Genomic DNA, 26,653 nt, shown 5'->3' with positions numbered 1-26,653 from the left:
CTTTAGTGGTCGCGCTCGATCATGTAGTGGGCTAAGTCGGCCAGCGGTGCAGCACGCTCGCCTAATGGGGCGAGTGCGGCAATGGCCTCGTCAATCAGGCTGTGCGCTTTGCGTTGAGCACCCGCTAACCCCAGCAGGCTGGGGTAGGTGGGCTTGGCGCGTGCGGCATCGGCGCCTGACGTTTTGCCTAGGGTAACGGTATCGCCGGTCACATCTAGGATGTCGTCGTGAATCTGAAAGGCTAGACCAATGGCGCGGGCGTAGCGAGTAAGCGCGTCTAAGCGCGGGTCATCGTCGTCGACGGCTACCAGGCCGCCCAAACGCACTGCAGCGACGATCAGTGCGCCGGTTTTATGGGCGTGCATATGGGCCAGGGCATCGACATCTGGGTGATCGCCGACGGCGTCTAAATCCAGCGCCTGCCCCGCCACCATGCCGTCACGGCCAGAGGCGGAGGCCAGGGTGTGCACCAAATGGCTCAGCCGGGGGTGCGCATTGCTGGCCAACACTTCGAAGGCCAGCGCCTGCAGGGCGTCTCCGGCCAGAATCGCACTCGCTTCATCAAAGGCTTTATGCACAGTGGGCTGACCACGACGCAGGTCGTCGTCATCCATGGCTGGAAGATCATCATGGATCAACGAGTAAGCGTGGATTAGCTCAATGGCCGCGGCGGGGGCATCCAGAGCATCGTCTTTAGCACCGAGTGCCTGACCAGCCATATACACCAGTAGCGGTCGCAGGCGTTTGCCGCCGGCCAGCAGGCCATGGCGCATTGCCGCCTCGAGGCGTGGCGCTACCGCTGGGCGGTTATCAAACAGCGCCGCTAGGGTGGCATCTACGCGGGCATTGCTGGTCTGACGCAGGGTGGCAAGCTGGCTAGGCTGCATGGCTACCATGGGGGCGTCTCCTTGCTCTCATCCTCGGCCGCATCCTTAGGGTCGTCGGGGCCAGTAAAGGGCGTTACGTTTAAACGTCCTTCGCTATCTTCACTCAGCGCCCGCACCTTGAGTTCGGCGCTATCCAGGCGCTGCTGGGCATCGCGGGTCAGCCGCACGCCCTGTTCAAACGCGGTCAGTGCATCTTCCAATGAGAGCTCGCCTGACTCGAGACGTTCAACGATGGTTTCGAGTTGCTCAACCGTCGCGGCAAAGTCCTGTGGGGGTGATGTCGTGTCACTCATTGGGGGGTGCCTGTAAACCGGTATGTTTTTTAAATAAGCTTAAATAAGCCCACAGTATACACCGAGGCTGGGGGGCGGCGTCTGCCCTCTTCGAATACAGCTTGTTGCGCGACTTGCGATCCATTCATTGTCACCACGCAGACTTTTCATCATTCACACCCGGCCTGAACGATGCGGGTTGTGCTACGATATGCGGCTCCCGTGAACCGATACACGGCGCATGCCGCCGACCATAGAGGTTGATTCAGCCATGGCCAAAACGTCCCTGGACAAGAGCAAGATCAAGATCCTGCTACTCGAGGGCGTCCACCAAAGTGCGGTGGACAATTTTCACACGTCAGGGTACGCCAATATTGAGCACCTGCCGACGTCCCTTGATGAGGATGCGCTGATCGAAAAGATCCGCGATGTTCACTTCATTGGTATTCGTTCCCGCACCCAGTTAACGGAGCGCGTGTTCGAGGCGGCAGAGAAGCTAGTCGGCGTTGGCTGTTTCTGTATCGGCACCAATCAGGTCGATTTAACCGCTGCCCTCACCCGCGGTATCGCGGTATTTAACGCGCCGTACTCCAATACCCGTTCGGTGGCCGAGCTGGTGCTGGCAGAAGCGATTATGCTACTGCGCGGTATCCCAGAGAAAAACGCCCGCGCTCACCAGGGTGGCTGGCTGAAGTCAGCGAAGAACTCCCACGAAGCGCGCGGTAAAACGCTGGGTATCGTTGGCTACGGCAGCATCGGCGCGCAACTTTCGGTGCTGGCCGAATCGCTGGGCTTTAACGTCATTTACTATGATGTCGTCGCCAAGCTGGGTATGGGTAATGCAAACCAGGTAGCAAGCCTTGAAGAGCTGCTGGGTCGTTCCGATGTCATTAGCCTGCACGTGCCTGACCTTGCCTCTACCCGCTGGATGATCGGCGCAAAAGAGATCGCTGCCATGAAGCCCGGTGCGATCTTTATTAATGCCTCCCGCGGTAGCGTCGTTGAAATCGAACCGCTTGCCGAAGCGCTTAAAGCGGGCAATCTCAACGGCGCGGCGATTGACGTCTTCCCGGTAGAGCCGAAAGGCAACGAAGAAGAGTTTGAGAGCCCGCTGCGTGGCTTGGAGAATGTGATTCTGACCCCGCATATCGGTGGCTCTACCCTGGAAGCTCAGGAGAATATCGGTATCGAAGTGTCAGAAAAGCTGATTACTTACTCTGATAACGGCACCACCGTGACCTCGGTCAACTTCCCCGAGGTGGCGCTGCCCGCTCACCCGGACAAGCACCGTTTGCTGCATATTCACGATAACGTACCGGGCGTGCTGTCGCAGATTAACCGCGTGCTGTCTGAAAATGACATCAACATCTCCGGTCAATACCTGCAGACCAACGAAAAAGTCGGTTATGTGGTCATTGATGTAGATAAAGCCTACGGCCCCCAGGCGCTGGAAGCATTGAAGCAAGTGGATCACACGCTGAAAATTCGTGCGCTCTACTCGGCGCAAAATAGCTAACGCAATTGGTTAAATAAGTTGGCTGTAAAAACGGCGCCTCTTGCGAGGCGCCGTTTCGGTTTAGGCAGTTTAGTAGGTTCGGTCTTTAAGCAAGATCAAACAGCAGCACTTCGCCTGCTTCTTTGCCGGTAAGGTTAATCGCCTCATCCGGTTGGAACGCCGCGGCGTCGCCTGCGCTCAGTGTCTCACCGTTAACCTCCATTTCGCCGTTCACCACATGCAGCCAAGCGTAGCGCAAAGGCGGCGCTGTTGCCTGCTCGCCAGCATTAAACAGCCGCGCAAAGATTCACATCCTGGTTGATGCTCACAGACCCGTCGCGGCCTTCTTCAGAAGCCACTAAACGCCATTGCCCTTGACGCTCAGCGCTAGGAAAAGCCTTTTGCTCGTAGCTGGGCTTAATGCCGAGCTGCTTGGGTTCAATCCAGATCTGCAGGAAGTGCAGCTCATTCTCCTTGGAGTGATTGAACTCGCTGTGCAGCACGCCGGTGCCCGCCGACATGCGCTGCACATCGCCCGGGCGCATCACCTCGCCATTGCCCATGTTGTCTTTGTGCTCCATCTCACCTTCAAGCACATAGGAGATAATCTCCATATCCCGGTGAGGGTGGGCGCCAAAACCATGGCCGCCCGCTACGCGGTCTTCATTGATCACGCGCAGAGCGCGGAACCCCATATGGTTGCGGTCAACGTAGTTGGCAAAGGAAAAGGTATGGAAAGAACGCAGCCAGCCGTGGTCGGCGTAGCCCCGCTCGTTTGAACGACGAATAATCATGGTGTGCTCCGCAGGTTGCGTGAGATTGAATAATGACAATATACGCCTTACTGACGCTCCGTGGGTGAAGCTTTCTGCACGTTCCTGTCGAATAAATCGATGTATTAAATGTGATTGCCAGCGCTAAACTTTTGGTTAGCTTTCGAGTAAAATCCTGGCCTCTTCTAACCCGGTCCGCCCTTTGCGAGGGTGACTACCAGGAGTTTTGCATGTCAGTAACTATTCAAACGCCGCCCATTGTGGTCGCTGCGCTGTACAAATTTGTCACCCTCAATGACTTTGAAGCGCTGCGCGAACCGCTGCGCCAAACCATGCTCGATAACGATGTAAAGGGCACTCTGCTGCTCGCCAAAGAGGGCATTAACGGCACGGTGGCGGGTAGCCGCGAAGGTATCGACGCACTGTTGACTTGGCTGACTGCTGACCCACGCTTGGCTGATATTGATCACAAAGAGTCTTTTTGTGACGAAACGCCGTTCTACCGCACCAAGGTCAAACTCAAAAAAGAAATCGTCACCCTCGGCGTGCCGGATATCGACCCTAACGATACCGTGGGCACTTACGTCGAGCCGGAAAACTGGAACGACATCATTGCCGATCCGGAAGTACTGGTGATCGATACCCGCAATGATTACGAAGTGGCGATTGGCAGCTTCGAGCGGGCGATCGATCCTAAAACCACCACTTTCCGAGAGTTTCCTGAGTACGTGCGCGAGCACTACGACCCGGAAAAACATAAGAAAGTAGCGATGTTCTGCACCGGCGGCATCCGCTGTGAAAAAGCCTCCAGCTTTATGCTTAAAGAAGGCTTTGAAGAGTCTACCACTTAAAAGGTGGCGTGCTGAACTACCTGGAAAAAGTCCCGGAAGAGCAGTCGCTGTGGCGCGGTGAGTGCTTTGTGTTCGATAACCGGGTCACGGTGCGCCACGACTTAAGCAAAGGCGAGTTCGAGCAGTGCCACGCTTGCCGCATGCCGATCTCCGCCGAGGATATGCAGTCTTCTGCTTACGAGCCAGGGATTAGCTGCCCCCACTGCATCGACTCGTTGCCGGAGAAGACCCGCGCGGCGGCCCGTGAGCGCCAACGCCAAATCGATTTAGCCAAACAGCGCGGCGAGCCGCACCCCTTAGGCCGTGACACCCGCCTAATGAAAAAATGAAGTAGCGCACTTGTAGGTAAGATTTTTAAACAAAAACGTACGTAAAGCTTGTGCGCTAGACTGATGGGCAAAGTGTTACTCAACCTCAGGAGTTCACCATGCCCATCACCACTGATGACCTTTCCACAACGGCCTCCCTCCTACAACGTTTTGACCAGCAAGGCCTCACAACGCTGACGATGAGCGCGCCAGAGCGCTTTAACGCGCTCTCGGAAGCCATGTTGCAAGCGCTTCACGACGCGTTAGCCGAAATTGCCGACGATAGCAGCGTGCGCTGTGTGGTACTTGCCGCCGAAGGCAAAGCCTTCTGCGCCGGGCATGATCTGAAGCAGATGCGTGCCAACCCCGATAAAGCCTACTATCAAGCGCTGTTTGCCCGCTGTAGCGAAGTGATGCAGGCCATTGTGCACTTGCCTGTGCCGGTCATCGCCAAAGTGCAGGGCATAGCCACCGCTGCGGGCTGCCAACTGGTGGCGAGCTGTGATCTGGCTGTGGCGGCGCGCAGCGCACGCTTTGCTGTTTCCGGTATCAATGTTGGCCTGTTTTGTTCTACTCCAGCGGTAGCGCTTTCCCGCAACGTTGCGCGTAAACACGCCATGGAGATGCTGCTTACCGGGGAGTTTATAAGCGCGGATCAAGCCGCTGAGTGGGGGTTAACCGCGTGGCAGATGATGACGCGCTGGACGAAGCAACTGAAGCCCTGACCACCAGTATCTGCGCGAAAAGTGCTGTTGCAGTGCGCACCGGAAAAGCCATGTTTGCCCGTCAGTTGAGCATGCCGCTCGACGAAGCCTACGCCTTTGCCGGGGAAACCATGGCCTGCAATATGTTGGCCGAGGATGTGGGTGAGGGGATCGATGCGTTTATAGCCAAGCGGCTACCGCGCTGGAACCATCGCTGAATGAATGGAATTCGTTTCCGTAAACGCGACAATTGCCATGTTGTCACGTTATCCTGACGCCCTTTGTATTTTAGGGAAGGCGCCGTCAGCAAGGGCGCTTTTAGTAAGTAGTAGGAGCGCTTTTGGGAGCGTCTTTTAGCAGTGCCTATTTGGAGAAAGCCAAGTGAGTGAAGCCAAACGCAGGACGGTCGGTCGTCCGGCGAGTACCGCCAGAGCTAGCGGAGGCCATAGCCAGTCGTTGGTGCGTGGCTTAACGCTGTTGGAGTACCTTGCGGCCAGCCCGCTTGGTTTAGCCCTTTCAGATGTGGCGGAGATGGCTGAGTTGGCGCCCTCTACCACCCACCGCTTGCTGCAAGCCTTGCAGAGTCAGGGGTTTGTGACCCAGGAGAACGAGCAAGGCCTATGGCGCATCGATGTCAAAACCTTCCGTATCGGCAATAGCTTTCTTGAAGCCCGCGACGTGGTGGCCACAAGTCGCCCTTTTCTACGCCGTTTAACCGCTGAGACCGGCGAGACCGCTAATTTGGGCATTCGCGATGGGGTCACGGCGGTATTTTTAGCGCAGCATGAATCACCGCAAATGATGCGCATGATCACCCGCCTAGGTTCCCGCGCGCCGCTGCATGCCTCCGGCGTAGGTAAAGCGCTGCTAGCGTGGATGCCCGATGATGAGCGCGCCAAACTGCTGGATGGCAGCGAGTTGGCAAGAGTGACCGCCAATACGCTCTATCAATCCGACACACTTCAAATGGAAACGGAGCAGATTCGCGCCCAAGGCTTTGCCTGTGACCGTGAAGAGCATGCCATTGGCCTGCACTGCGTGGCCGCCTGTGTGTTTGATGAGCACGGCACGCCGTTGGCGGCGATATCAGTGTCTGGCCCGGTGGCGCGAATCCCGGAGGCTCGCTTACTCACCCTGGGGGCGCTGGTTCGCCAAACGGCCGATGAGATAACCCAGCAGTTGGGTGGGCAGGTGCCACGTTAACGTGGCTCACTGAGTCTATGCTAAGCCTGTTTTTTGTCGCCCTGGTCAGCGCCACGCTGCTTCCCGGTGGGTCTGAAGTGTGGCTAGCGCGGCTGTGGTGTCTCGGTGAGCCGCCTCTGGGGCTGTGGGCGGTGGCCACGGCGGGCAACACTCTCGGCAGCATGATCAACGTGGCGATGGGCCGCTATGCGCGTCAGTTTCAAGATCGCCGCTGGTTTCCGGCCTCGCCACGCAGCTTAGCCCGAGCGGAGCGCTGGTATCATCGCTTTGGCGAGCTAAGCTTGCTGATTTCCTGGGCACCGATTATTGGTGACCCCCTCACTGTACTGGCCGGCGTTTTCCGGCTGCCCTGGTGGCGGGCGCTAGCGTGGATTGTGGTCGCTAAAGGTGTGCGTTACGCGGTGGTGTTACTGCTGGCACAGCAGTGGCTATTACCGCTTTGCCAGTGAAACGCCTTATTAATCAAGTCATGTTAACCTGTACAACTTTTTCACAAGCGGCGCTGGCAGTGTAGAGTGTAAGCAACTTGGGCTGCCTATTATTGGCTTGCGTAAAACTAAGCAGCCGTTAGATTGAACAGAACACTCACCCAAAAGGAGGTTTAGGTGTGAAGCCACTTCGTTTATTACCCTGGCTAGGTGTCTGGCTATTGGCAATGATTGCCTTAATAGCCACGCCAGCAATGGCGCAGAGCGCGCCAAGTGAGTCGGCCAGCGCCGATGGTGCAGCATCCTCTGAAGAAGCAGCGCCTACGTCCTATGAGGCGCTGGCGAACCTGCTAGAGGATGAGCAGTCGCGGCAAGAGTTGATTGAGATGTTGCGCAATCAAGCCTCAGCGCTGCCCAATGGCGTTGCTACCGAACTCTCCCCGGAAGCGGCCGCTCAAGGCAGTGAGATAGCGCCGGAGGATGTCTCGCTGCCACGCCAACTCGCTGAGCTCACCAGTCGTGTGGTAAGCGATGTGGGGGGCCAGTTCGAGCAAGTGGTAGGCATTGTCGGCGGTCTGTTTTCTGGCCAAGAGGCAGACAGTGTCTTTGATATGGCCGCCTTCACCAGTGCGGCGATTAATCTGGGTATGGTGATTGTCGCCACCTTTGCACTGTTTATGATTGTTCGGCGGTTGGCTAAGCCGCTGTTTACCAAAATCAGCGGCTGGTCGCTGAATGGTAAAAATTTAACCCCCGTTTTACGTTTGGTTTTCTGCGTGGCGATTGCGGCAGTCATCGATGTGCTGATTGTCGGCTTGGCCTATGTGGGTGGTAATCTGCTGGCCACCTTTGCGATTGGTGAAGCAGGGGAGCTCTCGACCCGTGCCTCGCTGTTTTTAAATGCGTTCTTGATTATTGAACTGCTCAAAGCCGGTGTGCGGATGCTGTTCTCTTCGCGCTACGAAGGGCTGCGGCTACTGCCTATCTCTGCCCAGGAAGCCTCCTACTGGAACCGTTGGTTAGCGCGGCTGATCGGCATGGTCGGTTATGGCCTGATGGTGGTAGTCCCGCTGGTTAACTTCTATGTGGCGGCCTCGCTGGGTCAAGCGGTTGGTACGCTGATTATGCTGTTGGCGTTTATCTATGCGGTGGTTGTGGTGCTAAGAAACCGCGCCCGTCTGCGCGATAACCTGAACGAGATGGCGGCAAAATCAACGCTGACTGCCAGCCGCGTCTCTCTGCAGCTATTTGCACGTACCTGGCACCTGTTCGCGCTGTTCTATTTCTTGATCGTATTTGTGCTGACGTTAACGCGCCCTGGCGATGCGCTGCCGTTTGTAATGTTTGCCACCTTGAAGTCCCTGGCTGCCATTGTTGTGGGGTTATTGGTCTCCTCGCTTCTTACCCAGACCATTGGCCGTCGGATTACCCTGTCGGACGATCTGCGGCGCAAACTACCGCTGCTTGAAAAGCGCTTGAACAGCTACGTGCCCAATGCGCTTCGCGTGCTGCGTACGATCATTCTGATTGTGGTCATCATGATGGTGCTGAACGCTTGGGGCGCCTTTGACCTAGCTGCCTGGTATGCCTCTGAAGGTGGCGCCGTGCTGGTCGGTAACCTGACCAGTGTTGCGGTGATTTTGATCGTGGCGCTCGCCGTGTGGCTGGGTCTGGCAAGCCTGATCGAGCATAAGCTCAATCCGGAAACCGGCTACGGTGAGCCCTCGGCGCGGGCAAAAACCCTGCTCAGCCTGTTTCGTAATGCCCTGGCAATCGCTATGGTCACGATTACCGGCATGATCGTGCTGTCGGAAATTGGCATTAATATCGGCCCACTGATTGCCGGTGCCGGTGTGCTTGGTCTAGCGATTGGTTTTGGCGCCCAGAAACTGGTGCAGGACGTTATCACCGGGGTGTTTATCCAGGTTGAGAATGCCATGAACACCGGTGACGTGGTGACAGTAGGCGGCGTGACGGGCACCGCCGAGCGGCTCAGTATCCGCTCTGTAGGGATTCGTGATCTATCCGGTACTTATCACATCGTGCCGTTCTCCAGTGTGGATACCGTATCTAACTACATGCGTGAGTACGGCAACCATGTGGGCGAATACGGCATTGGCTATAACGAGAGCATTGACGAAGCCATTGAGCAGCTCAAACTGGCCTTTGAGGATCTCAAAGCCAGCGAAGAGCACGGCAACAAGCTGCTGGCTGATCTCACCGTTGCGGGGGTTACTGCCCTGGCAGATAGCTCTGTAAATATCCGTGTGGTGATTAAAACCACGCCGGGTGATCAGTGGGCCGTCGGCCGTGCCTACAATCGTCTGGTTAAACTGCGCTTTGATGAGGCGGGTATCGAAATACCCTTCCCGCACACCACGCTCTACTTTGGCGATAACAAAAACGGCAACCCACCGCCTGCCCATGTGCGGGTATTGGAGTCGACCGCTAAAGAGAAAAAGGTGGAGGAGTCAGCGGTGGCTACACCGGCTGCTAAGAGCGACACCCAGCAGGACGTGCAGAAGATTAGCGAACCTGACCATCTAAAGCCCGACCACGACGATGTTGATGAAATCTAAGGTGTTGATGAAACCTAAACGGTGCTCATCTTAGCATTCAGCGGGGCCGCCTTCGGGCGGCCCCGCTGCGTTTGGAGCAGAAGAAATTTTAAAGCCAAGTTCTTAAGTAAAGTTCTTTAAGCCGAGTAATTTTCCGAGTGACGCCCCTCTAGGTTGATTGACTCTCCGCCATCGACAAACAGAATCTGCCCCGCTACAAAGGGGTTGTCCAACAAGTAGTGCAGAGCTTGTACAAGGTGGTCGGGGTGCCCCTGGCGCTTGAGCGGAATGCCTTCAATACGCCACTCAATATAGGCGCTAGTGCGCTGGGAAGCGGGCAGTACCACGCCAGGGGCGATGCCGTTAATGCGAATGCGCGGTGCGAACTCCAGTGCCGCCATACGAGTCATCTCCGCTAGGCTCTTTTTCGATAGCAAATAGGCTGCATAGGGATACTGGTGATAGGCCACCTTATTATCGATGATATTGATCACCTGGCCCTCTTGAACGGTTTCGGCAAAGTAACGGGTGAGCAGTAGCGGGGTAAACATATTGACCCTGAACTGTGTCTCCAGCATCGCCAGCTCGGTCGTCGAGATCGGCGCTGGTTCATAGGCAGAGGCGCTGTTCAGCAGCAAATTAAGCCCTGGGAAGCGCTGTTTGGCCGACTGGAGTAAGTCGTTTAAGTCTTCGTTTAAAAAATCGCAGGAAAATATTTCGCACTCCCGCCCTTTAGCGCGGATACCGCTGGCGACCTCTTCGGCCTCTTTGCGGGAGCGATTAACGTGTAGAGCAATATCAAAACCGGCATCAGCCAACGCTTCGGAGAAGAATCGGCCCAAGCGGGTAGCACCGCCGGTTACCAGAGCAGCCTGATGATGCATAAAGCGTTCCCTACTGTTTTATTGGTATAGGAAGACTTTCTGCGTGAGTGTAGCGTTTGTCAATAACTTATACACAGCTTGCACGTGGCACGTGCTTAGAGGTATTGATAGATGAGTCCTGCTTACAGGGCCATTCAAGAAGACGTCACTTTTAACAGGATGTCGCTATGCCACCAACGACGTTGTTTACCAAACAATCTGAAGCGCTCCATGAGTGCTTGATCTCTTTAGGTTCTAACATCGACCCAGACCACTATGTGGCTCAGGCGGTCGATATCATTAACCGTGAGTGCAATCTGTTGGCTCGTTCCAAAACGATTCGCACCCAGCCGGTGGGGTACCAGCAGCAACCCGACTTCCTAAACGCCGCGCTATTGGTGAGCACACCGCTTGAGCGTGAAGCGTTTCGTGCTTATCTCAAAGGGGTGGAAGATCGTTTGGGCCGTGTTCGGGGAGCGATTAAATCGGGGCCACGTACCATGGATCTAGACATTGTGGCTTGGGATGGAGAGGTGGTCGATGACGGTTACTACCTGCACGACTACGTGAAAAAGCCCGTCGATGAAGTGCTGGCGAGTAGTGGCCGCAGCCTTGAGCCTCAAAAGTGTTCATGATTTTTGCGTTTAGGCCGATAGTAACGTCATAGCCTCCAGATTTTGGGGGGGCTACCCTTTTGCCCGAGGTGTGCGTTGTTCAGCCTAAATACCAATTTGATGTCGCTTATCGTGCAGAATAATCTGCGCGGCAGTCAGCAGGCCATGCAGACCGCAATGCAGCGCCTCTCTTCTGGGCTGCGCATCAATAGTGCCAAGGATGACCCTGCCGGCCAGGCGATTGCCAACCGTATGACGGCGCAAATCAAAGGTATGACCCAGGCGATCCGCAACACCAATGATGGCATATCAATGGTGCAGACGGCGGAAGGCTCGCTTAATCAGATTAACGACAACCTACAGCGCATCCGTGAGCTGAGTGTACAAGCAGCTAACGGCACCAACTCTTCCGACGACCTGGATTCTATCCAAGACGAAATTGATCAACGTTTAGAAGAGATTGAGCGCATCGCCGGGAAAAGTAACTTCAATGGCATTGGGCTGTTGAACGACACTAAATCACTGAACATTCAAGTGGGGGCTAACGTTGGCGATACCATTGCCGTTCGTTTTGAAGCCATGAATTTACAGGGGTTGGGTCTTGATGGTTTGGACGTGACTGAGGATTTCAGTGGGACGGATAAACCGATAGATAGAGTGGATGAGGCGATCAAGCGGTTAGATCGCCAACGTAGCTATTTGGGGGCGGTGCAAAACCGTTTTGAAAGCGTAATTGATGGCCTCAATAACAGTATTGTTAACACCTCCGCTGCCCAGTCGCGTATTCAGGATGCCGATTATGCTAAGGAAGTCTCCAACCTTGTGCGCGCCCAGATCCTGCAGCAGGCAGGCATTGCTATGTTGGTTCAGGCCAACCAGCAGCCGCAGATGATTCTGCGCCTGCTGGAAGGGCTATAAGGTAAGCACTGTAGCGCAGCTCTCTTAATCAATAATGCCCTGTTCCCGTGCCATGGCGTAGGCCGCTTTAGGGCCATCCCACAGTGAGGGCAATAGAATGAACGATACTGGGATGGCGGTTATCACAATAAATTGTTGAAGGGCCGAAATTTGGCCAGCTCCCATATATAACAGCACCGCCGCCATAACCGCCATGGCGATCCCCCAGAAGGCGCGTATATAAGGGCTTGGATCGTCGTGGCCTGCGCCAACAACCGCAATGGCGTAGCTCATCGAGTCACCGGTGGTGGCTACGAATATCGTCGTCAGCACTAAAATGGCTAGCGTCATCCAGGCCCCGCCCGGCAACGCTTGGGCAACCGTCAAGGTGGCGACATCAAACTGGAAGTTATTAAGCGCCTCGCTTAGCTCAATGGCGCCCGTCATTTGGTAGTAAATACCCGACCCGCCGAGCAGGGTAAACCACACGGTGGTGGCAATGGGGGCGAGAACTGCCACTGCGATGATCATCTCGCGGATGCTGCGGCCGCGGGAAATACGCGCCACAAAAATCGCCACCAGCGGGCCAAATCCGATAAACCACGCAAAGAAGAATACCGTCCACCACTGCATCCACCAGGCGGGAGCGGTTTCTGCTGTGATGGTTGCCATGGGGAAGAATTCACTAATATAAACACCCATGCTGGAAAGGTAGCTATTGAATAAAAATAGGCTAGGGCCAAACACCATAATCACGCCGCCCACAGCAAGGGCCAGGAACACGTTGAAACGGCTAAGCATCTGCATCCCTTTATGGACGCCACTCATGGCTGAAAGCACGTACATGCTGGCTAACACCGCTAATATGACCAATTGACTGGCGTAACTATTGGGAAGACCGAACACTTCATGCAGGCCAAAACTGACCTGTGTCGCTAAAAAGCCAATAGGGCCTACCGTACCGGCGACAACCGCGATGACACAGCAGGCATCAATGATTCCACCCAGAGGGCCACGCATTAGCCGCTCTCCCAATAGCGGATAGAGCAGGGTGCGTGGCTGTAACGGCTGGCCTTTCACATAGTGAGCATGGGCCAGCACGATCGCGGTTAGCGATCCCAATACCGCCCAGCCAATAAATCCCCAGTGCATAAATGACTGCCCCAAGGCGTTGGAGACGGCTTCCACCGTACCTGCTTCGCTCTCAAAAGCGGGCGGCGTGACGATGAAGTGGTAGACCGGCTCCCCGGCGGCAAAAAATACCCCGCCGCCCGCAAGTAACGTACACAAAATAATCGAGAGCCACTTAAACGTGCTCATTTCTGGTGCATCTAAGTTGCCGATTTTGGCTTTTGCTGCGGGTGTGAGCGCCAATCCCATCGCAATAAAGAAAGTGAGCAGCAGAAGCAATTGGAAGTAACTACCCAAGGCTAACGCCGTCCAGGCGAAGCCTCTGCTGATGGACTCAGCGACTAGCGTCACGTCGTAAAGTGATAGCGACAAAAAAGCGACGATAAAGCCGATGCTCAAGAGCAAAACAATAGGATCGCCGAGCGAAAGCCGCCCAGAACTGTAAGTGTCAGGGGCTTCGCCGATAGAGGCGGGGTGATTCATGTTAAATACCTTGTAGGGGGGAGGGCCAGCTAAAACAGCAGCCTATTAACACCTTTTGTTAAGCGGCGTAGTGCTGGTTAACGTGCCAAATAACAGGTAAAAAAAAGCGCCATTCAAGGAATGGCGCAAGACAGGAAACTGAGCTTAGTATATCGCCAATTTAGACCAACGTCTAATATGTTTTAACTTGGTGCGTTGCTCAGGTGCAAATGCACCATTTTGGCCATATAGCGGAGGGCAGCGGCACTTAACTGTCTACCTAATAGCATGAAAATTAAATAAAAAATCAATAATGGCAGTATTGCTGCAATGCTAAAGCATATTTTGTATACAAGGTATGCTCACGATGATGACCTCCACTTCTAAACGCCGTTTTTCTACTTCAACACTAGGCTTTCCCACTGCAACACCAGGTTTTTCTACGGCGCGCCTGCTCACCGGCTGCGCGGCAGCGCTGATGTTAATACCGGCTATCAGTTACGCCGACGATACCCAAATACGTTTTCAGCTGGATTGGCGCTTTGAAGGCCCCTCCGCGCCGTTTTTGATGGCTGAAGAGAAAGGCTACTTCGCCGACGAAGGGTTGGACGTTCAGATTGATTCCGGCAGCGGCTCGGCGGGTGCGATTAATCGCGTGGCGTCCGGGGCCTATGAAATGGGCTTTGGCGATCTTAATGCGCTGGTCGAGTTTCTCGCCGAAAACCCCGATGGCCCCGGTATCCAAGGCGTCTATATCGTCTACGACGGCACCCCCGCCGGTGTTTGCCCGCAAAGACCGCGGCATCGAGAGCCCGGCTGATTTAGCCGGTAAAACCATCGCCGCCCCCACCTTCGATACCGGCTACCGCGCCTGGGGCGTGTTTGCCGCGGCTAATAATCTGGACGCCGACGCGGTGGAGTGGCAAAACGTCGACCCTACGCTGCGCGAAACGCTGCTAACCCGGGGCGATGTGGATGCAATCACTGGCTTCTACTTCACCAGCCTGCTCAATCTTGAAGAGCGGGAATGAGCGAGGACGAGCTGACTATTATGCCGTTCCCAGACTACGGCGTGCCCCTGTACGGCAACGCCATTATCGCTAGTGAATCCTTCGCCGAAGAAAATCCGGAAGCCGTGCAGGGCTTTCTGCGCGCCTTCAACCGCGCCCTGGGCGACACTATTGCCGATCCCGAGGCTGCCATTGAGTATGTTAAAAACCGCGATGGCCTGATCGATGTGGAAATGGAGACTAGGCGCTTAAAACTTGCTCTGGATGGCGTCGTCGACACTCCTGAAGTGCGCGAAAATGGCGTGGGCGGAGTGGATGACGAGCGCCTGGCTCAGGCGATTCAACTGGTTGCCGATGCTTACGACCTCACGTCAATTCCTTCGCCCGATCAGGTGTTTAGTTCAAACTACTTACCTGCCCAGGAAGAACGCATGCTGTTTCCGGCCGAGGGCGAATAAGCATGTCGGCAGCATTTGTCACCTTTGATGACGTTAGCCTGGCCTACGATGCGTCGGGTAACGCCATTGAGGATATCAACCTGAGTATCCACGAAGGCGAGTTCGTCGCTTTCGTGGGCCCCTCCGGCTGCGGTAAATCGACCTTTATGAAGCTCTGCACCGGGCTGCATGCGCCTACCACTGGTGCCGTGCAAGTGGATGGAGAACCGGTCACCGGGCCGTTGAAGATCTCCGGCATGGCGTTTCAAAACGCCAACCTGCTGCCCTGGCGCACCACACTGGATAACGTCCTACTGCCGTTGGAGATCGTTAAACCCTACCGCCATCAGTTTCGTAAACGGCGCGAAGAGTTTGTCGGCTGGGCGCGCAAGCTGCTCAAGACCGTGGGGCTTGAAGGCTACGAAGAGCAGTACCCCTGGCAGCTTTCCGGTGGTATGCAGCAGCGGGCATCGATCTGCCGGGCGCTGATTCACCAGCCGCGCCTGCTAATGCTGGATGAACCCTTCGGCGCGCTGGATGCGTTTACCCGCGAGGAGCTGTGGTGCGTGCTGCGCGATCTGTGGGAAGCGCAGCGCTTTACAGTGGTACTCGTGACACATGACCTCCGCGAGGCGGCGTTTCTGGCCGATACCGTCTACATCATGAGCCGCCGCCCAGGCCGGGTGATTGAGCGCCGTGAAATAGAGTTGCCGCGACCCCGTGCACTGGAAACCACTTACCAAAAACCCTTTATTGATCTGGTTCAGGAGCTGCGGGCTCAAATTGGCGAAGTGCGCAGCACTTAATAAAAGCCCCCAGCACCTGATGAAAGGCGCACTTATGACGAAAAATAATCAGTTAATTGAACGACTGGCGCCGTGGATAGCGGTGGTCGCGTTGGTTGTTATCTGGGAAGTAACGGTGCGGGTGTTTGATGTGCCCAGCTTTATCTTCCCCAGTGCCTTGGAGACGGCCCAGGCGCTGGTAACTTATTCCGAGCCTATCGCCATGCACTCCTGGCAAACCTTCTGGACAACGCTGATTGGCTTTGGATTGGGTGTGGCCGTGGGGCTGGTGTTGGGCTTTATTATCGGCTCGTCACGCTTTCTATATAACGCTTGCTACCCACTGTTAGTCGGCTTTAATGCCATTCCCAAAGTGGCTTTCGTGCCCATCCTGGTTGTCTGGTTTGGGATTGGCTCGGTGCCGGCGATACTCACCGCCTTTTTAATCTGCTTCTTCCCTATTGTGGTGAACGTGGCTACCGGTTTAGCCACGCTGGAGCCTGAGATGGAAGACGTACTGCGAGTGCTGGGCGCGCGGCGTATCGATGTGTTGCTGAAAGTGGGCCTGCCACGCTCGCTGCCGTATTTCTTTGCCTCGCTAAAAGTCGCTATTACTCTGGCGTTTGTAGGCACAGTAGTGTCAGAAACGGTCGCCTCCAATCAGGGCATTGGCTATCTGATGATGAGCGCCGGTTCGCAAATGCGCATGGGGCTGGTCTTTGCCGGGCTGCTGGTGATCAGCGCCATGGCCATGGTGATGTACGAGCTATTTGCCCAACTGGAAAAACGCATGACCGGCTGGGCGCACCGTGGTCAGAATCGCTAGGGCCAGTGCGCAACTCACCAGCGGTAAAGCAGTGAAGCGCTGGTGGTGTTGTCGGTGCGCTCGCTGGTGTCGTCAGGCGGTTGGGAGTTGTGCTTGATTTCATGAGATAAGCGCAGCGACAGCTTTGAATTGAGCCTTGCCGTGAGCGCTGTAAGCGACCGCGACGTGGTATTTTGGTCGGTGTACTCAAACGACATTTCCTGCTGAATATCGGCGTAGTCAGAAAAAAACCATTGATAATCCAACGCTGTATAAGCCACTGCTAACCGATAATCGCCATGTTCGCGTAGTCGGTCATGACGATAGCCTGGCCCTGCCTCCAGCGAAAAAACATGGGTATCGTTCTCTAAAATCTGACGCCCATAGCCACCGATGGCAGAAAGCTGCTGGTCGTAACCGGCAAAGCGATCCTTCTCCCAGCGGGCAAACCCAAACAGATAGTGGGGGCCATCCAGTTCATAGCGTTCGCGTCCTGCGACTAAGTACTGCTCGGCGCTGGTTTTGTCATCCTTGGTGACGTTACGCACTTCACCACGCAGCGAGTAGGTGAAGTTACCGGTAAGCCACGTCAGCAGCGTTTTACCGATCAGCGTCTGGCTATCGGTATTGCCCGAGAGGCGGGTAAAGCCCAGTTCAGCATCGCCACTGAACACGGGCGCATCTTCCTGGGGAGGCGGTGGAGCGTAGAACGGGTTGGCATATGCCACGGTTAGCCATAGCGGCCAGCAGGCCAGCAAGAGTATCCATCTAACGATCGCCACTACATCCCTCCTTGATTTCGGCATTGGGCCATTATATCAGCGAACGATGACTCTGGGGTGACGGCGATTAACGCCGTTGGCTGGCGCGTGCCATAATGGCGCGGTCACGCATTTCGAGTCTACCTATGAGCGCTTCCCGCCCCCGAACGTTAGCCGACCTGCAGCGCTGGCGCCGCACTCGCGCAAGGCGCAGCTGGTATAAACGCAGTTTTCGCCTTCAGGTAATGCTGTTAGTCGGACTACTGTTGGCAGGCATGCTACTGGCGCAGGGCACCTACCTCAATCACCGCAAGGCGGAAATTATAAGCCAGCAGATGGGCGAGCGAGCGCTGGCGGTGGCCAAAACGGTGGCGTCGATGCCGCAAATTATCAACGCCTTTTCAATTCCCGACCCCTCTTTCATTATTCAGCCCCTCGCAGAGCGCGTTCGCCATGAAACGGGCGCGCGCTATGTCGTTGTAGGCAACGCCCAAAGTATTCGCTATTCCCACCCCGTGCCGGAGCGGATTGGGAAGCCAATGGTGGGGGGCGATAATGACCAGGCGCTGATTCATGGCCAATACTATGTATCCGAGGCAACCGGGTCATTGGGCACTGCCATTCGTGGCAAAGCGCCCATTTGGGATGAAGAGGGCAATATCATTGGCCTGGTGTCCGTCGGCTTTATGATGGATCGCGTGGCCATGGACGTAGCCCGCTACAACAGCTTTGGCTGGGCGCTGGTGGCGCTGATGATTTGTCTCGGCTTTGCCGGTGCTTACTGGCTATCGCAGCATCTTAAAAAGGTCATTTTAGGCCTGGAACCCTACGAGATTGCCCGCTTGGCTATGGAGAAAGAGGCCATTTTGCAGTCGATCCATGAGGGCATTCTGGCGGTTAATCGTGAAGGTCATATTACCTTGGTCAACCAGCAGGCGCGGCGCTTTCTCAACCTGGACGATGAGCATGTGCTGCTGGGGCAGCCCATCCGCGAGGTCGTGCCCAATTCGCGGCTATTGGAGGTGCTCCGACGCGGAGAGCAGGAGTTCGACCAGGAGATGTGGCTGGGCGATCACCCGGTAGTGGTCAACCGCGTGCCGATTCTGCACGAAGGCGAGATTGAGGGGGCGGTGGCCACTTTCCGCAGCCGTCGCGAAATTGTCGATCTTTCCCACGCGCTTACCCAAGCCAGCCGTGATGTGGATATGCTGCGTGCCCAGGCCCACGAGTTTTCCAATAAGCTCTATACCATCTCAGGATTACTGCAGTTAGAACGCATCGAGGAAGCCCTCGCGCTGATCCATCAAGAAACCGAACGCGCCCAGGCGCAGATGAGCTTTTTAATGCGCAACGTGGCCGACGCCGTGCTTAGCGGTACGCTACTGGGTAAACTTACCCGGGCGCGGGAGCTGGGCGTAGCGTTGGAAGTCGATGAGCAAAGCTCGCTCTCCTGCCCGCTAATGCCCACCGGCCAAGAAGTGATGATGAGCGTGGTGGGTAACTTGCTGGACAACGCCTGCCATGCAGCGCTGAATGGGCCGAGTAAAGCGCCCAAAGTACGCCTGTTTTTCACCGATTTGGGGGAGCAGCTGTTGATCGAAGTGGAGGACAACGGGCCCGGAGTACCTGCCCAGCTCGCCGAATCGATTTTCCAGGAAGGCTTTTCGACCAAAACGGGCAAACACCAGGGCATTGGCCTGGCGCTGGTAGCCAGGCTCTGCCGCCAGCACGGCGGCGCCGTGACCCTGGAGGAGAGCGAGCTGGGGGGCGCATGCTTTATCGCGGTGCTCGACCGCTCGCTGTGTGCGCAGCAAGACCAACAGCAGTCTCAACAACAATTTTAAAAACAATTTCATCAACAATTTCAAAAACAGTGACCACGACGGCTAGGGGGGAACGCAATGTCTGATGGGCAGTACGGCATTTTGGTCATTGAAGACGATTTTCGCATTGCCGATATCCACCGGGCCTTTATTGAACAGAGCGACGGCTTTTATGTGGTGGGCATGGCGCGCAACGGTAGCGAAGCCAAGGCGATCATGGCGGAACAGGCCACCAACATCCAGTTGATCTTGCTCGACGCCTACCTACCCGATGTTGAAGGCCTGGAGCTGCTATGGGCGATTCGCCGCGACTACGTGCATGTGGATATCGTCATGGTTACCGCTGCCCGGGAAGTGGAAACCATCAGCGAGGCGCTGCGAGGCGGGGTATTCGACTACCTGATCAAGCCCATTGAAGCCGCGCGAATGACGCAAATGCTGACTCGCTTCCGTCGCGAGCGTGAAGCCTTGGCTAACCGTGCCGAGATGAATCAGGATGAACTGGACTCCGTGCTGGCGCGCCTGAAGCCCGGCGAGCCGTTGCGTGCTAAAAGCCAAACCCTGCCTAAAGGTATTGATCGGCTGACGCTGCGCCGGGTGATTGATGCCCTGGCCGACGCACCCGACTCGCTCACCGCCATGCAGATGGCGCGCATCATGGGTGCCAGTCGCTCAACCGCCCGCCGTTATTTAGAGTTTTTAGTTGCCGAGCAGGCGGTGAGTGCTGAGCTGGGCTATGGTGATGTAGGGCGGCCTGAGCGCCGCTATCGGCTGTTGGAGGCAGCACACGAGTGGCTGGCTTCTCTATAAGCGCATGCTATAAGTAAGTCGGCGTGAACAAAATGAACAAAATGCCCATAAAGAACATTTTGTCTTTTATGCGCACAAGCTTGTCGGTCAGGGGCGTGGTCTTCTAACGTTCGCGGCGTGCAGTCTCACAATAAGAAGCTTTAAACAACAAACTCATTACACAACAAAACTGATACGTGGAGAACGCCATGATTCTCAAGCCTGCCTTTAAATATATAACCCTGCTGGCCCTTCCACTGGCGGCTGTTACAGCCTTCTCTAGCACTGCCGCTGCCTTCGAACCGGAGGGTAAGGTGGAATGTATCGCTCCGTCCGATCCAGGCGGCGGCTGGGACTTTACCTGCCGCAGTGTGGGTAATGTCATGCAGGAGCTTGATCTAGTACCGGCGAATGTACAAACCATCAATATGGCTGGCGCTGGTGGCGGTGTGGCGTTTGCTCATACTATAAGCAAGCGCGCCGGTGACGACCATCTGCTGGTAGCGGCGTCCACGGCTACTACGACTCGTCTGGCTCAAGGACAATTCCCTGGGCTGACCGCCGATCAGGTCAATTGGATCGGTGCTCTAGGTGCGGATTACGGGATTATCGCCGTAGCCGCTGATTCCGAGATCGATGACCTGAATGAATTGATGGACTCACTTAAGGAAGACCCGCGTAGTGTCAAGTTCGCCGGCGGTAGCGCTAAGGGCGGTTGGGATCATCTTAAAGTGTTGATTGCTGCTCAGGCAGCCGATGTCGAGAATCTTCCGCGTATTGCCTACCTTTCGTACAACAATGGTGGTGAAGCGTTAACCCAAGTGATCGGCGGGCACGTAGACGCCTTTACCGGTGATATCACCGAAGCCCAAGGGTTTATGGAGTCTGGCGACTTGCGCGTCCTAGCGGTACTCTCCGAAGAGCGCCTACCGGGCGACCTGTCTGATATCCCCACCGCACGCGAGCAAGGCATCGACGCCCTTGGCCCCAACTGGCGCGGCTTTTATATGCCTGCGGATGTCTCCGAAGAAGCTAAAGCGTATTGGACCGATGCCATGGACACTATTTACCAGAGTGAAGAGTGGCAGAATGTCATGGCTCAAAACGGTTTGATGCCTTTCCACATGACCGCTGGTGAGTTTGAAGAGTTTGTACTCAACCAGATCAGTGACATTGAACAGCTCTCTAAAGATATTGGATTGATTCAGTAATGACTTTCAATGACCGCATCTTTGGGGTCTTGATGATCGTCCTGGCCGTTGCGTACGGCTGGGCCGCGACTCAGTTCCCGGAGCCGTTTGGTGGGGCCGAAGCCGTCGGCCCTGACACTTTTCCGAAATTGCTGGCCGTGGTACTGGCAATTTCCAGCCTTTATTTGATTGTACGCCCTGATCCCGACAACGCCTGGCCTTGGAGCCGTACGGGTGTCGAGCTAATCATCGCCGTGGTGGTGCTGATCTTTTACGCCATGCTGCTTCAGCCGCTGGGCTTCATTATTAGCACTACGCTTGCCGTGGGAACGCTTTGCTGGCGCATGGGGGCTCGGCCGTTCAATGCTTACATGACCGGGGCAGTCTCGGCAGTAGTCGTGTACTTTCTGTTTAGTTTTGCACTTGATCTCGCCTTACCGCTGGGTCTGTTGTCATTCCTGGAGGTGAACTGATGGAAACTCTAGGTTACCTAATGGATGGTTTTGGCGTTGCTCTGCAACCCCATAACCTGATGTTCGCCTTGCTAGGTGCTTTTCTTGGCACGTTGATCGGCGCTTTGCCGGGGTTAGGCCCTGCCAATGGCGTGGCCATTCTGATACCGCTGGCATTTAGTTTAGGGCTCGCTCCAGAAACGGCTCTGATTATGCTGACGTCAGTGTATGCGGGTGCCATGTACGGTGGGCGTATCTCATCGATTCTGTTAAATATTCCCGGCGATGAACCGGCCATGATGACCTGTCTTGATGGTTATCCTATGGCCCAGAAGGGCAAGGCTTCCGAGGCACTGGCGATCTCTGCGGTGGCCTCTTTTATCGGTAGTCTTATCGCCACTATTGGTTTGATCTTGCTGGCACCATTGTTGGCTAACTTTGCTTTAACGTTCGGCCCTGCGGAATATTTTGCGCTCTTCCTGCTGGCGTTCGCTACCTTAGGCGGTATTACCGGTAAAAACCCCATCAAAACAGTGGTTGCCGCCTGTATTGGCCTAATGATCGCCACGGTGGGTATCGACAATACCGGCGTGCAGCGCTACACCTTCGGGTGCTCGAACTTTTTGAAGGCGTGGACTTCATCATTGCTATCGTCGGTCTGTTTGCCATTTCCGAGCTGCTCTTCTTCATCGAAGAGCGTGCAGGCGGTGGTAAAGAGAAGATGAAGGTCAACAAACTTTCGCTCTCCTGGAAAGATATCCGCGAAATTCTTCCCACCAGTTTTCGCGGTGGGGTGCTAGGGTTTGTCGCCGGGGTGCTGCCTGGTGCTGGTGCTTCGTTGGGTAGCTTCATCAGCTATACCCTTGAAAAACGTGTGTTGGGTAAGAAAGGCTATTTTGGACAAGGCGACCCGCGTGGTGTGGCTGCTCCAGAATCTGGCAACAACGCTGCTTCGAGCGGTGCTCTGGTTCCCATGCTAACCCTAGGTGTGCCGGGTAGTGGTACTACTGCAGTACTCTTAGCGTTGTTGATTTCGCTCAATATTACCCCTGGGCCGCTGATGTTCACCCAGAATGCCGACATCGTCTGGGGCGTGATCGCAGCACTATTGATCGGTAACTTTTTGCTGCTGATCCTTAATATTCCGTTGGTGGGCATCTTCGTCAAGCTGCTGTCCGTGCCGCCGATGTACTTGCTGCCGATCGTCACGATGATTGCCTTCGTGGGTATCTACTCGATCAGTAACACCATCTTTGACCTCTACTTTATGGTGGCCTTTGGGGTGGGTGGTTATGTCCTGCGCAAGCTTGAGATTCCGCTGGTGCCAGTGATTCTTGGCTTGTTGTTGGGGCCAGAGATGGAGAAGAATCTGCGCCATGCCATGGATATCTCCGATGGCGACTGGATGATTCTTTGGGATAGCGGTCTGGCTATCGGCCTTTGGGTTTTTGCTGGATTGGGCTTGATCCTGCCTTATATTGTGGGCCCTCTGCTGCGTCGTGGTATGAAGGCAACCCCCAATTCAGGTTCGCCTGAAAGCGATTAAATACTTAAAGAAGTAATGTTGAGCAACGGAGCGCCGACGGAAGTCGGCGCTCTTTTTTTATTTCCGTTTTTGACGGGTAACAAAGAGTGGTTATGTAACTGATAAGTAATCACTGGGTTGCTGTTATGTATTTTAAAAGCCCGCGTATCTAATTGGTGCACCGAATCTTATTGGTGCATTGGCAGGGTGCTTTAGCTGCTTTTCTGCGCTTTATTTTGGTGCATATTGAGAAAGTCGAGATTTTCTGATGATTATTAAGTGGCTGATTAGATAGCTATAAGACAACTTTGTGCCAATCTGGCGCACCCCTTGCAAGAGCTGTTGGCTAGTAGACGTATTGGGGGGAGCTAACACAACCACCCCAAGTGCGAAGCCAATCATCAAGCCCCGGTCATAACAAACCCCAGTCATAAGGGGCGCAAGGAGATTAACAATGCACACTCTCAAACGCTCGACACACCCTCGCCCATACCTTTCAAGTGGCCGTTTCGCGACCGCTTTACTCACCACTGCCATCATGGGGGTCAGCACCCAGGCTATCGCCCAGGACGACGACCCGATCAAAGTTGGTATCCTGCACTCCCTCTCCGGCACCATGGCGATTAGTGAAACTGTCCTCAAAGACACCGTCGAAATGCTTATTGAGCAGCAGAACGAAGCCGGTGGTTTGCTGGGCCGTCAGTTAGAGGCCGTGGTGGTTGACCCGGCGTCTAACTGGCCGCTGTTTGCCGAACGCGCCCGGGAGCTGCTGGATCAGGAAGAAGTGGACGTGATTTTTGGCAACTGGACGTCGGTTTCGCGTAAATCCGTACTGCCCGTTGTAGAGGAGCTCAACGGGCTGCTGTTCTACCCGGTGCAGTATGAAGGCGAAGAGTCCTCTGAAAACGTCTTCTACACCGGCGCAGCGCCTAACCAGCAGGCGATTCCTGCGGTTGAATACCTTATCAACGAAGTCGGTATCGAGCGCTTTGCGCTAGTGGGTACCGACTATGTCTACCCGCGCACTACCAATCGTATCCTCGAGGCCTTCCTCAAGGATGAACACGGCATCGCGGATGAGGACATCATGGTCAACTACACGCCGTTCGGTCACTCCGATTGGCAGAACATCGTGGCAGAAATTCGCCGCTTCGGTGAAGAGGGTAAACCGACCGCCGTAATCTCGACGGTTAACGGCGACGCCAACGTGCCGTTCTATACCGAGCTCTCCAACCAGGGTATCGACGCTGCCGATATTCCCGTCATCGCCTTCTCTGTGGGTGAGCAGGAGCTTACCGGTATTGATACCGGCCCGCTGGTAGGCCACTTGGCTGCCTGGAACTACTTCATGAGCGTCGATAACGATGACAACTACGACTTTATCGATGCCTGGATCGAGTACACCGGCGACGATATGGCCGTGACCAACGACCCAATGGAAGCGCACTACATCGGCTTCAACATGTGGGCCGAAGCGGTTCGCAAAGCGGGCACCACGGACGTCGATACGGTGAAAGACGCCATTATCGGTGTGACCGTGCCTAACCTTTCCGGCGGTTATGCAGCCATGATGCCCAACCACCACATCACCAAGCCAGTGTTGATCGGTGAGATTCAGGACAACGGCCAGTTCGATATCGTGTGGCAGACGCCCTCTACCGTGGCCGGCGACGCCTGGTCTGACTACCTGCCTGGCTCCCGTGACCTGATTGCCGATTGGCGCAAGCCGATGGAGTGCGGCAACTTTAACGTCGTGAACGGCTCGTGCGGTGGCAGCACCGCAGCAGAAGAAGCCGAAGCGGCACTGGCTGAGTAAGCACGTCTACCGCAGTGGGAATGACTTCTTTTAAAACTGCCTGCTCGCTGGTGCTAGGGCAGGTTGATGCGAGGGTCTTTTTCCAGGGATGGAAAAAGTAGCGCCCATGGATGGGTTTACAGCGCCCTCGCGGAAACCTGCACTGGCACCGATATATTCAGTTACCCTCTTAGATAACCAAAGGAAGAACCCCATGAGGCGTTTCCTTTCCTTGGCGCTGCTCTGCTTCCTGCTGTTGGGTATGACCCTCACAGCACAGGCACAATCAACAGACGCCGCCAGTAGCTCCACTAATGATGCGGCCGCGCTCGAACTGTTGGAGGCGCTGGACGTTGAGTCTTACGCCGCCAAAGGCGAAGCGATTACCGCTATTCTGCAAAGCGACGACGAGCGCGCCCGTGACTGGCTGCAAGCGCTGTTGGATGGCCGCTTGCAGCGCACCGAAGACGGCCGGTTCGTGCTGGTGCTAGAGAACCGCGGCCGCGACTGGCCGGTGGCCGATGTCCTAACTGGCGAAGCGCTGGGCGAGATGTCCCGTCGTGATCTGGAGCGTATCGGCATCAACAACAACCTGCGTAATCAGTTGCGCAGTGCCATCGCGGTAGTTGACCTTTACTCGCCTAATGTGGAGCGCCGCCGCACCTCGGCCGAGCGCCTGTTAGGGGAAGTAGATGGTGAGCTGGTGCCCACTCTCGACGACTTGATCGAACAGGAAGAGGACGAGCAGGTGCGTTACCGGCTGACCCAGGCCGTGGCGATCTACCGCGCCGAAGCGGGCGAAATGGCTGGGGTCGAAGCGCTGGACGGCAGCCTACACCCCCGTTCCCGCGTGGCATTGAGCCGGGCAGCCAATAGCGATGATCCCGTCGTCGCCAATGCCGCTGCCGCTTCTCTGGCGGGCATTGAGCAGCAGCTCAAAATCAATCGTGGTCTGGAAACGCTCTATTTCGGCTTGAGCCTCGGCTCAGTGCTGGTGCTAGCTGCTATTGGCCTGGCGATCACCTTCGGGGTCATGGGCGTGATCAACATGGCCCACGGCGAGCTGATGATGCTGGGCGCCTACACCACCTGGGCGATGCAGCAACTGCTGCCCGGCCAGCCTGGGCTGGCGTTGATTCTATCGATTCCCGCGGGCTTTATGGTCGCTGCTCTGGCGGGTGTGGCGATCGAGCGCGGTGTTATCCAGTTCCTCAAAGGCCGCCCGCTGGAGACGCTGCTGGCGACCTTTGGTATCAGCCTGATTCTGCAGCAGCTGGTGCGCACGGTGATTTCACCGCTTAACCGTACCGTCATCACCCCCGAGTGGATGAGTGGTTCGCTAGTGGTGAATGATGCGTTGTCATTAACGCTTAATCGCATGTACGTGCTCGGCTTTGCGCTGGTGGTATTTGCGGGTCTGATGCTGATCATGCGCCGCACCCGGTTGGGGCTTGAGGTGCGCGCCGTGACCCAGAACCGCGCCATGGCCCGCTCCATGGGCATTCGCGCCACTCGCGTGGATATCATGACCTTTGCGCTAGGTTCGGGTGTGGCCGGGCTTGCCGGTGTCGCGCTCTCCCAGCTCACCAACGTCGGCCCTAACCTGGGGCAGAACTACATCATCGACTCCTTCATGGTGGTGGTGTTCGGCGGTGTGGGTAATCTATGGGGCACTCTGGTTGCTGGCTTATCGCTGGGGGTGATCAACCAGGTGCTGGAACCCTGGGCAGGCGCGGTATTGGCCAAAATTATCGTGCTGGTGTTTATCATCCTATTCATTCAGAAACGCCCGCGTGGACTCTTCCCGCAGAAGGGCCGGGCTGCGGAGGGCTAAG

General features: G+C 55.7%; 19 protein-coding genes and 5 pseudogenes. 18 read left to right on the top strand and 6 right to left on the bottom strand.

Annotated features, from left to right (window positions below; all coding sequences use genetic code 11):
- Positions 1 to 2: 2 nt before the first annotated feature.
- Together ispA and FDY98_RS20920 are read right to left on the bottom strand one after the other, a co-directional pair.
- Complete coding sequence (ispA, locus tag FDY98_RS20925) at positions 3 to 896, bottom strand: (2E,6E)-farnesyl diphosphate synthase (protein WP_009286173.1); 894 nt, start codon at positions 894 to 896, stop codon at positions 3 to 5.
- Positions 890 to 1,180: an exodeoxyribonuclease VII small subunit gene (locus tag FDY98_RS20920; protein ID WP_022521324.1), complete on the bottom strand. Its 291-nt coding sequence runs from the start codon at positions 1,178 to 1,180 to the stop codon at positions 890 to 892. Before FDY98_RS20920 ends, ispA begins: the two co-directional genes overlap by 7 nt.
- A gap of 250 nt (positions 1,181 to 1,430) precedes the next feature.
- Here FDY98_RS20920 and serA point away from each other — a divergent pair, with 250 nt between their 5' ends.
- Positions 1,431 to 2,675 carry a phosphoglycerate dehydrogenase gene (gene serA / locus FDY98_RS20915; RefSeq protein ID WP_027957919.1) on the top strand — a complete coding sequence of 415 codons (1,245 nt, stop codon included), beginning with the start codon at positions 1,431 to 1,433 and terminating at the stop codon, positions 2,673 to 2,675.
- Between the two features lie 85 nt (positions 2,676 to 2,760).
- On the opposite strand, the pseudogene FDY98_RS20910 reads toward serA, so the two are convergent.
- Positions 2,761 to 3,448 (bottom strand): annotated as a pseudogene (locus FDY98_RS20910) (pirin family protein).
- 209 nt (positions 3,449 to 3,657) lie between these two features.
- On the opposite strand from FDY98_RS20910, the pseudogene trhO reads away from it, so the two are divergent.
- The 5 genes and pseudogenes from trhO (at position 3,658) to ybiO (ending at position 9,500) form a co-directional block, all read left to right on the top strand.
- Positions 3,658 to 4,607, top strand: a pseudogene (trhO, locus tag FDY98_RS20905) (oxygen-dependent tRNA uridine(34) hydroxylase TrhO).
- A 98-nt stretch (positions 4,608 to 4,705) separates the two neighbouring features.
- A pseudogene (locus FDY98_RS20900) lies at positions 4,706 to 5,508 on the top strand (enoyl-CoA hydratase).
- 163 nt (positions 5,509 to 5,671) lie between these two features.
- Entirely contained in the window at positions 5,672 to 6,493 is an 822-nt protein-coding gene (locus tag FDY98_RS20895; protein ID WP_027957915.1) for an IclR family transcriptional regulator domain-containing protein, read from the top strand.
- A gap of 17 nt (positions 6,494 to 6,510) precedes the next feature.
- On the top strand, positions 6,511 to 6,942 hold the full coding sequence (locus FDY98_RS20890; RefSeq protein ID WP_027957914.1) for a YqaA family protein: 432 nt from the start codon (positions 6,511 to 6,513) through the stop codon (positions 6,940 to 6,942).
- 158 nt (positions 6,943 to 7,100) lie between these two features.
- Positions 7,101 to 9,500: a mechanosensitive channel protein gene (gene ybiO, locus FDY98_RS20885; RefSeq protein WP_027957913.1), complete on the top strand. Its 2,400-nt coding sequence runs from the start codon at positions 7,101 to 7,103 to the stop codon at positions 9,498 to 9,500.
- Between the two features lie 116 nt (positions 9,501 to 9,616).
- Here the strand turns inward: ybiO and FDY98_RS20880 are convergent, their stop codons facing one another.
- Positions 9,617 to 10,363 (bottom strand): SDR family NAD(P)-dependent oxidoreductase, encoded by a 747-nt coding sequence (locus FDY98_RS20880; protein WP_027957912.1) that lies wholly within the window; start codon positions 10,361 to 10,363, stop codon positions 9,617 to 9,619.
- 167 nt (positions 10,364 to 10,530) lie between these two features.
- Between FDY98_RS20880 and folK the strand changes: the two genes are divergently transcribed.
- Together folK and FDY98_RS20870 are read left to right on the top strand one after the other, a co-directional pair.
- Positions 10,531 to 10,977 (top strand): 2-amino-4-hydroxy-6-hydroxymethyldihydropteridine diphosphokinase, encoded by a 447-nt coding sequence (gene folK / locus FDY98_RS20875; RefSeq protein WP_027957911.1) that lies wholly within the window; start codon positions 10,531 to 10,533, stop codon positions 10,975 to 10,977.
- A gap of 75 nt (positions 10,978 to 11,052) precedes the next feature.
- Entirely contained in the window at positions 11,053 to 11,874 is an 822-nt protein-coding gene (locus tag FDY98_RS20870; RefSeq protein ID WP_027957910.1) for a flagellin N-terminal helical domain-containing protein, read from the top strand.
- Between the two features lie 24 nt (positions 11,875 to 11,898).
- On the opposite strand, the gene FDY98_RS20865 is transcribed toward FDY98_RS20870, so the two are convergent.
- Positions 11,899 to 13,467 carry a BCCT family transporter gene (locus FDY98_RS20865; RefSeq protein WP_027957909.1) on the bottom strand — a complete coding sequence of 523 codons (1,569 nt, stop codon included), beginning with the start codon at positions 13,465 to 13,467 and terminating at the stop codon, positions 11,899 to 11,901.
- Positions 13,468 to 13,924: 457 nt separating this feature from the next.
- On the opposite strand from FDY98_RS20865, the pseudogene FDY98_RS20860 reads away from it, so the two are divergent.
- The 3 genes and pseudogenes from FDY98_RS20860 (at position 13,925) to FDY98_RS20850 (ending at position 16,504) form a co-directional block, all read left to right on the top strand.
- Positions 13,925 to 14,914 (top strand): annotated as a pseudogene (locus FDY98_RS20860) (ABC transporter substrate-binding protein).
- A 2-nt stretch (positions 14,915 to 14,916) separates the two neighbouring features.
- Positions 14,917 to 15,699, top strand: coding sequence for an ABC transporter ATP-binding protein (locus tag FDY98_RS20855; RefSeq protein ID WP_022521336.1), 783 nt, complete (start codon positions 14,917 to 14,919; stop codon positions 15,697 to 15,699).
- A 34-nt stretch (positions 15,700 to 15,733) separates the two neighbouring features.
- Positions 15,734 to 16,504 carry an ABC transporter permease gene (locus tag FDY98_RS20850; protein ID WP_022521337.1) on the top strand — a complete coding sequence of 257 codons (771 nt, stop codon included), beginning with the start codon at positions 15,734 to 15,736 and terminating at the stop codon, positions 16,502 to 16,504.
- 14 nt (positions 16,505 to 16,518) lie between these two features.
- Here the strand turns inward: FDY98_RS20850 and FDY98_RS20845 are convergent, their stop codons facing one another.
- Positions 16,519 to 17,289: a DUF481 domain-containing protein gene (locus FDY98_RS20845; protein WP_009286167.1), complete on the bottom strand. Its 771-nt coding sequence runs from the start codon at positions 17,287 to 17,289 to the stop codon at positions 16,519 to 16,521.
- 101 nt (positions 17,290 to 17,390) lie between these two features.
- On the opposite strand from FDY98_RS20845, the gene FDY98_RS20840 reads away from it, so the two are divergent.
- The 7 genes and pseudogenes from FDY98_RS20840 to urtB all read left to right on the top strand — a co-directional run bounded on the left by FDY98_RS20840 (position 17,391) and on the right by urtB (position 26,652).
- Positions 17,391 to 19,088, top strand: a complete 1,698-nt coding sequence (locus FDY98_RS20840; protein ID WP_035539244.1) for an ATP-binding protein — start codon at positions 17,391 to 17,393, stop codon at positions 19,086 to 19,088.
- Positions 19,089 to 19,145: 57 nt separating this feature from the next.
- Positions 19,146 to 19,877: a response regulator gene (locus FDY98_RS20835; protein ID WP_027957906.1), complete on the top strand. Its 732-nt coding sequence runs from the start codon at positions 19,146 to 19,148 to the stop codon at positions 19,875 to 19,877.
- A gap of 188 nt (positions 19,878 to 20,065) precedes the next feature.
- Positions 20,066 to 21,067: a Bug family tripartite tricarboxylate transporter substrate binding protein gene (locus FDY98_RS20830; RefSeq protein ID WP_051430621.1), complete on the top strand. Its 1,002-nt coding sequence runs from the start codon at positions 20,066 to 20,068 to the stop codon at positions 21,065 to 21,067.
- Positions 21,067 to 21,519 (top strand): tripartite tricarboxylate transporter TctB family protein, encoded by a 453-nt coding sequence (locus tag FDY98_RS20825; RefSeq protein WP_027957904.1) that lies wholly within the window; start codon positions 21,067 to 21,069, stop codon positions 21,517 to 21,519. Before FDY98_RS20830 ends, FDY98_RS20825 begins: the two co-directional genes overlap by 1 nt.
- A 68-nt stretch (positions 21,520 to 21,587) precedes the next feature.
- A pseudogene (locus FDY98_RS20820) lies at positions 21,588 to 23,044 on the top strand (tripartite tricarboxylate transporter permease).
- A 433-nt stretch (positions 23,045 to 23,477) separates the two neighbouring features.
- On the top strand, positions 23,478 to 24,839 hold the full coding sequence (gene urtA, locus FDY98_RS20815) for an urea ABC transporter substrate-binding protein (protein ID WP_027957902.1): 1,362 nt from the start codon (positions 23,478 to 23,480) through the stop codon (positions 24,837 to 24,839).
- A gap of 193 nt (positions 24,840 to 25,032) precedes the next feature.
- Positions 25,033 to 26,652 (top strand): urea ABC transporter permease subunit UrtB, encoded by a 1,620-nt coding sequence (gene urtB / locus FDY98_RS20810; RefSeq protein WP_027957901.1) that lies wholly within the window; start codon positions 25,033 to 25,035, stop codon positions 26,650 to 26,652.
- Position 26,653 lies beyond the last annotated feature (1 nt).

Origin of the sequence: Halomonas sp. PA16-9, assembly GCF_009728585.1 — a bacterium.
GTDB classification, from domain to species: domain Bacteria; phylum Pseudomonadota; class Gammaproteobacteria; order Pseudomonadales; family Halomonadaceae; genus Vreelandella; species Vreelandella titanicae.
The sequence above is the reverse complement of the archived record's forward strand: the minus strand, read 5'-3'. Positions and strand labels throughout refer to the sequence as shown.

Excerpts from the sequence above, each read along its gene's own strand:
- folK (WP_027957911.1), top strand. The coding sequence starts at position 10,531 with ATGCCACCAACGACGTTGTTTACCAAACAATCTGAAGCGCTCCATGAG.
- FDY98_RS20890 (WP_027957914.1), top strand. The coding sequence starts at position 6,511 with ATGCTAAGCCTGTTTTTTGTCGCCCTGGTCAGCGCCACGCTGCTTCCC.
- FDY98_RS20845 (WP_009286167.1), bottom strand. The coding sequence starts at position 17,289 with ATGCCGAAATCAAGGAGGGATGTAGTGGCGATCGTTAGATGGATACTC.
- urtB (WP_027957901.1), top strand. The coding sequence starts at position 25,033 with ATGAGGCGTTTCCTTTCCTTGGCGCTGCTCTGCTTCCTGCTGTTGGGT.
- urtA (WP_027957902.1), top strand. The coding sequence starts at position 23,478 with ATGCACACTCTCAAACGCTCGACACACCCTCGCCCATACCTTTCAAGT.
- serA (WP_027957919.1), top strand. The coding sequence starts at position 1,431 with ATGGCCAAAACGTCCCTGGACAAGAGCAAGATCAAGATCCTGCTACTC.
- ispA (WP_009286173.1), bottom strand. The coding sequence starts at position 896 with ATGGTAGCCATGCAGCCTAGCCAGCTTGCCACCCTGCGTCAGACCAGC.
- FDY98_RS20840 (WP_035539244.1), top strand. The coding sequence starts at position 17,391 with ATGAGCGCTTCCCGCCCCCGAACGTTAGCCGACCTGCAGCGCTGGCGC.
- FDY98_RS20850 (WP_022521337.1), top strand. The coding sequence starts at position 15,734 with ATGACGAAAAATAATCAGTTAATTGAACGACTGGCGCCGTGGATAGCG.
- FDY98_RS20920 (WP_022521324.1), bottom strand. The coding sequence starts at position 1,180 with ATGAGTGACACGACATCACCCCCACAGGACTTTGCCGCGACGGTTGAG.
- FDY98_RS20855 (WP_022521336.1), top strand. The coding sequence starts at position 14,917 with ATGTCGGCAGCATTTGTCACCTTTGATGACGTTAGCCTGGCCTACGAT.
- FDY98_RS20830 (WP_051430621.1), top strand. The coding sequence starts at position 20,066 with ATGATTCTCAAGCCTGCCTTTAAATATATAACCCTGCTGGCCCTTCCA.
- FDY98_RS20880 (WP_027957912.1), bottom strand. The coding sequence starts at position 10,363 with ATGCATCATCAGGCTGCTCTGGTAACCGGCGGTGCTACCCGCTTGGGC.
- FDY98_RS20835 (WP_027957906.1), top strand. The coding sequence starts at position 19,146 with ATGTCTGATGGGCAGTACGGCATTTTGGTCATTGAAGACGATTTTCGC.
- FDY98_RS20865 (WP_027957909.1), bottom strand. The coding sequence starts at position 13,467 with ATGAATCACCCCGCCTCTATCGGCGAAGCCCCTGACACTTACAGTTCT.
- FDY98_RS20825 (WP_027957904.1), top strand. The coding sequence starts at position 21,067 with ATGACTTTCAATGACCGCATCTTTGGGGTCTTGATGATCGTCCTGGCC.